This window comes from Craterilacuibacter sp., assembly GCF_051659485.1.
In the GTDB taxonomy this organism is placed as follows: domain Bacteria; phylum Pseudomonadota; class Gammaproteobacteria; order Burkholderiales; family Chromobacteriaceae; genus Craterilacuibacter.
Map to the genome: position 1 here is coordinate 1 of NZ_JBOFOO010000180.1, position 5,993 is coordinate 5,993.

Genomic DNA, 5,993 nt, shown 5'->3' on the forward strand with positions numbered 1-5,993 from the left:
GCGGGGCGAAATGGTGCATAAACCATATTGCCGGATAAAGCAGAGGCGGCTGCGGTGGCATGAGCCTGGGGATGGGTAGCGGCCTTCTGCGGACGCACTACATCGACCAGTGGTAGCGGTGCTTTTTTCACGACCGCACGCGGCGGGTGCAGCTCCCTGATATTTTCACGCACGCTAAGCGGATCAATCAGCGGCAAACTCTCGCCCGGCGCATGATGGCGCTCGCCAATGCTGGCCAGACGCTGCTGGCGACGGGCACTTTCGGCCATATTGTACTGCACATCCTCAAGCCCGATCACCGGCAGCTCGCTGGCTCTGGGCTTGGCCGTTTCCGTCAACGGTTTCTTACGCAAATGACGAGGCAGGCTGGTGATGATTTCCGCCTGTGGCAGTTGACTGCGTAGCGGGGGCTCTACTGCTGCGGCACAGGCGCGCGACTCAGGCTCGGGGTGCGGCTGCGCGGCTTGGGTGACTATCGGCGCAGGCTGTGGCGGGACAAGCGCGCTTTCCGGCGTAATAAGCGGTTCTTGGCGCAGTGCGCCCTGCCTTGGGCTCCAGTCATCGGCATCGTCGCGTGTGTCTGCCGCGTAAATAAAGCCGAATAGGCGGTCATTGGCTGAACGAAACCACGCCAGCGTCAGACGTCCGGTTTTAAATAGCCAAAGTGCGCAGCCCCCCGCGCCCAACACCACTACCGCAATAAAAGCCAACAGCATTCAGACTACCCAGAAAAGAATCAATACGAGAGAAGCGATTGTACGCGAGCACAGGGCACCGCGTCAGCAGCACGCTTTCAGCGCGGCAGTACCCAAACCAGGCGCGAATGGATCTTGCCTTCACCAAAAGCCTGACGACGCCAATAGCCTTGTGTGTGCACTTGTTCCAGTGCCGGCAAATCGTCGACCCGGCAATACGAAACCTCGGAAAAGCCTTCTTTCAACAAGGTGCTGCGCGCCTTTTGCCGTTTTTTGTGATTGGTTTCATCATGGGCTTGCGCAACCCATTCGGCTGGCGCCGCACTTTCCCATGCCCGTACCAGAGTGGCACGCGGCTGCGTCAGCAATGCCAGACCATTGATCACGGCCGCCAGCAGCGGCTGCCATGCTTCGTCTATACCCGCAATCTGCTCGGCCAGTTCGCCCGGATAGCTAATGCGCAGCGAAGCAATCGCCTCAGCCTCGACCAGCCACAAAGTAGAGTCCAGCCCCAGACTATCGCGCACCAGCACCAGATCCAGCGCGGCATCGGTTTCATCGTGGAACAGGCACGCCCCGCCCAGCCCGGCAACATGTACAAAACAGGCGCGAGCCGGCAAATTGAGCGTCGTGGGCAGATTGGACGGCAGGCGGGTGTGCGCCAGTGCCTCGGTCAGCGCAGACTCGAAATGGACGATGACCCGCCCTTCACGCACAAAGCAGCCATAAGCCAGCGCCAGCATGGCCTCGTTATGGCGCGATGCATCCGGCACCGGGAAAACTTGCGCCGCCCGGTCCAATTCGCGACGGGCAACTTCGGCTAATTCTTCACTGGCCTGTTCCATACTCGGTGACTGGCTAAAGATTTGACCCGCTCGTTTGGCCCATGGGCGGGTTGCGGCATAACGCTGGACTGCATACTGCATGGCCATGGCTAGACCTCCAAAAAAAGAGCGCATTCTAGCGAAAGCCGGAGGACAACAGAAGCCACACTCCAAGTAATGACATAAACAAGCCAAATATCACTCATTACCTATTAAAGGTAAGCGCCCTCCTGATTTTAAGGCGCAGCCATGTTCCCAGTCGCTGCCGACCTCATCTCTCGCGAACAAACACCTGAAAACCAATCACCCCCCCTAATATTCAATAATTTATTATTAAATAATTGACCATCATCAATATATTTCTTAGTTATGTCACTCACAATCTGCCCTCACCGTTTTGCATGACTACAGGAGAATAAAGATGGATAGGCGCACGCTACTCAAATCATCCGGTCTGTTCATGGGCGCACTGGGGCTTTCCCAGTTGGTATCGAAAACCGCCAGCGCGGCATCGGCCAGCAAAGTGCTTGCACCCCATGCCTTGATTACTCCGTCAGCCAAGACTCCACTGCTATTAAACTTCAACGAAAACTCGCTGGGGATGTCGCCCAAGGCACACGCTGCCATCATCAGCGAACTGCCTGCCGCCTTCCGCTATCCTGACGACGCCCGTGCCGCCCTGATAGAGACTCTGGCCAAGCGGGATGCCCTTAGCGATAAACAGGTCACGCTGGGCAACGGCTCGTCCGAAATCATCCAGATGGCCATTCATGCCTATTGCGGCAAGGGTAGCCAGCTGGTCTGCCCGGATCCGACCTTTAATTACGCAGAGCTCTACGCCGAACCGATGGGCACCACCATCACCAAGATCAAGCTCAAGCCGGATACGCTGGCGATCGATCTGAAAGCCATGCGCGAAGCAACTGAAAAGTTTGCCGGCAATAGCGTGGTCTACCTGTGCAACCCGAACAACCCGACTGCAACCATTACGCCGGCAGCCGATATCAATGCGTGGATCAACAGCGCACCAGAACGCGTATTCTTCATCGTGGACGAGGCTTACCACGAATACGTGACCGACCCGCGCTATGCGTCGGCCGCAAGCCTGGTCAAAGCCGGCAAGAAGAACCTGATCGTCGCACGGACCTTCTCCAAGATTTATGCGCTGGCCGGCCTGCGTATCGGTTACGGCCTGGCCGCACCGGAAACCATCGCCCGCCTCGACACCTGGGCATCGATCGACAATACCAACCTCCCTGCCGCGATTGCCGCCAATGCCTCGCTGCAGGATGCCGGCTTTATTCGCCGCAGCCTGGATACGACGGCCGAGTCGCGTCAGATCGTGACGCGCGCACTGGACGAACTCAAGCTGGCCTACCTGCCTTCGCACGCCAACTTCATCTTCCATCGCGTAAACAGCAGCAGCGCGGCCTACCGCGACAGCATGAAAAAACTGCACATAATGGTTGGCCGTCCATTTGACCACACCGATGGCTGGAATCGCCTGACGCTGGGCACACCGGCCGAGATGCAAGCCTTTGTGAAAGCGCTGAAAACCCTCCGGCAACAAGGTCTGGCCTGAGATCCCAGCCGGACGGATAATTTCTCCTCCTTTGGCGGGCGACCCAGTCGCCCGTTTTTTTCTGCTTTGTTGTAAACAAGCTGCACATACGCAGTTTTTCGAATGCCACGCAAATTTCAGAGCCGATAACTCCCGGCTAATAGAAAATCAACCACTTAGCCGCCCTTATTTGCAAAACACACTTGCTAACTCAAGTATTTTCGCGTATCTTGCGCCCCTCACATCACCGCTGGGCCTGCCGCTACCAGACAGGCTCCGGATGCATAGTTTCATCGTCCCTGACCGCTATTAGGCTTCGACCTTGCCATGTCCTTTCGTACCGGACCGCTGTTCGCCGCTTGCCAGGTTAGTGCCGATGATGTACGGCCCCCAGAGTTGTGATTTCGCATAGGGCCGAATAAGCGCCAACCTACAGGCACAGCACGCCGGACATCCGGCACGAAAGGTTATTTATGAAGTTTTCCGATTTAGGTCTTGAGCCTTCCATCCTCAGCGCACTTGACGACGCAGGTTACACCGATCCAACCCAGGTTCAGGCCGAAGCTATTCCTGCCGCACTGGCTGGCAAGGATCTTCTGGTTTCCGCACAGACAGGCTCGGGCAAAACCGCCGCCTTCCTGCTACCGGCACTGACCAAGATGGCCGGTCGTTCCGAAGTCAAGAGCAATGGTCCGCGCGTTCTGGTATTGACCCCGACCCGCGAACTGGCTCAGCAAGTTGAAAAGAACGCGCTGGAATACGGCAAAAACCTGCGCTGGTTGCGTACGGTCTGCCTGGTTGGCGGCTCGCCATTCGGTTTTCAGATCCGCGCCATGACCCGTCCTATCGACCTGATGGTTGCGACCCCGGGCCGTTTGATGGATCACATGCGTTCGGGTCGTATCGACTTCTCGCGCCTGGAAATGCTGGTACTGGACGAAGCCGACCGCATGCTGGACATGGGCTTCATTGAAGACATCGAAACCATCGTCGCCGCTACCCCAGCCGAACGCCAGACCGTATTGTTCTCGGCCACACTGGATGGCACCGTGGGCAATCTGGCCCGCAAGCTGACCCGCGACCCACAGCGCATCGAAGTTGCCCGTACCGCAACCGGCGGCAATATCGAAGAACATCTGCTGTACGCCGACGACAACCGTCACAAAGAGCGTTTGCTTGATCACGTCATGAAAGAAGCGGGTTTTGACCAGATGGTCATCTTTACCGCAACCAAGATCGGCTCCGAAGAGCTGGCTGACAAGCTGTCCGACAAGGGCTACCAGGCTGCTTGCCTGCACGGTGACATGCCGCAAAACTGGCGCAACCGCACCCTGAACGACCTGCGTCGCGGTCGCATCAAGGTTCTGGTCGCTACCGACGTTGCCGCACGCGGTATCGACGTACCAACCATCACCCACGTGATCAACTACGACCTGCCAAAACAGGCCGAAGACTACGTACACCGTATCGGTCGTACCGGTCGTGCCGGTCGTGATGGCGTAGCGATTACCATCGCCGAGTCGAAAGAGTTCCATCGTGTTCGCCGCATCGAGCAGTACCTGAAGCGCCAGATCACCGAAGGCGTGATCGAAGGCATGGAGCCAACCCGTCGCCCACCAAAAGGCGGCCCTAAGCGTCACACCCAGCAGCGTCGTACCGGCCCAGGCGGCCCAGGCAGCAGCTACGGTGGCGATCGTCGCCCGGGTAGTGGTGGTGGCGCCAGTCGTGGCGGCCCACGTCGCGAAGGTGATCGTCGCCCGGGCAGTGGCGGTAGCGATCGTCGTTCGAACAACGACTGATATCCATACTCATCAAACGGCATCCTCGGATGCCGTTTTTTTGTCTGCTACCCGGCGTCTGTGGTGAACATAAGCCCTCGCTCTCAATCCTTGCCTCGCCATGATCAAGCTGCTGTCCGATGAATGCCACTGGCCCGACTATTCCGGCCGCTGCCTGACCAATCTGGTCGCCTCACTCGCAAGCTCACTGGGCGCATCCGTGGCCTTGCAGCCCCAACTGGCCGGTTCCGTACTGGACGATCTGGAAACAGCCGGACGCGATATTGCACTGCTGATCGTAGACGGCATGGGCGATGCCCAATTATCACGCCACGGCCCGCACTCATTCCTGCGCACGCATCAGCAAGATACGCTGACTTCGGTCTTCCCATCCACCACCGCCAGCGCGGTCACCAGCTTGCAAACCGGCGCAAACCCGGCACAGCACGGGCTGACCGGCTGGGAAATGTGGGATGCACACAGCCGCTCCATCGTACTGCCCTTGCCGCTAAACACCCGCTATAGCGAAACCACCGCCCAGCCGGCACATAGCCTGGCCAGCCACCTGTTTAACATCCCGTCATGGTTTGACCAGATCAAGCGCCCAGCCTATGCCCTGCTGCCGCAACGCCTGATCAACTCGCCCTATAGCTGCCACCACACCGGCAATGCCTTGCGTATCGGGCACCAGCACTGGGGCCAGCTATTCGAGCAGTTGCACGACACAGGCAAGCAAGCCGCTGCACCGGCTTTTATCTATGCGTATACCGCACAGCTGGATCATGAAATGCACGATGTCGGGCCCGATGACTGGGCGATCAGCCGCACTTTCAACCGGCTGGATGAAGAAATAGAGCGTTTTTGCCAGCGCAAACGCAAGCGGCCGATGACATTACTGATTACCGCCGATCATGGCTTCACCACCACGCCGGATGAAAAACGCCTGCAGTGGGAAGCCCAGCCCGACATGCTGCGCGCCAAACTATGCCGGCCGCTGTCCGGCGAAGGCCGGGTGCGCTTTTGCCATACCCATCCCGACGAAGCAGAATCTTTTATCGAACTGGCACGCACCGCGCTGAAAGATCAGGCATGGGTCATTGCCGGTAAAGACTTGATAGCCGCCGGTGTATTTGGC

The 5,993-nt window shown here is 58.2% G+C and carries 4 protein-coding genes and 1 pseudogene; 3 read left to right on the forward strand and 2 right to left on the reverse strand.

Going from position 1 to position 5,993, the window contains the following annotated elements:
* Window positions 1–716: pseudogene (locus ACRC1E_RS06470) on the reverse strand (hypothetical protein); the annotation flags it as partial.
* A gap of 77 nt (window positions 717–793) precedes the next feature.
* On the reverse strand, window positions 794–1,540 hold the full coding sequence (locus ACRC1E_RS06475) for a hypothetical protein (RefSeq protein ID WP_438514294.1): 747 nt from the start codon (window positions 1,538–1,540) through the stop codon (window positions 794–796).
* Between the two features lie 400 nt (window positions 1,541–1,940).
* Here ACRC1E_RS06475 and ACRC1E_RS06480 point away from each other — a divergent pair, with 400 nt between their 5' ends.
* From ACRC1E_RS06480 to ACRC1E_RS06490, 3 genes are all read left to right on the forward strand, one after another.
* A complete protein-coding gene (locus tag ACRC1E_RS06480; protein WP_438514295.1) occupies window positions 1,941–3,101 on the forward strand; it encodes a pyridoxal phosphate-dependent aminotransferase in 1,161 nt (386 codons plus the stop codon).
* Between the two features lie 452 nt (window positions 3,102–3,553).
* Window positions 3,554–4,879: a DEAD/DEAH box helicase gene (locus tag ACRC1E_RS06485; RefSeq protein WP_438514296.1), complete on the forward strand. Its 1,326-nt coding sequence runs from the start codon at window positions 3,554–3,556 to the stop codon at window positions 4,877–4,879.
* A 100-nt stretch (window positions 4,880–4,979) separates the two neighbouring features.
* Window positions 4,980–5,993, forward strand: a 1,014-nt coding sequence (locus tag ACRC1E_RS06490; RefSeq protein WP_438514297.1) for an alkaline phosphatase family protein, incomplete at its 3' end; no start/stop codon positions are given.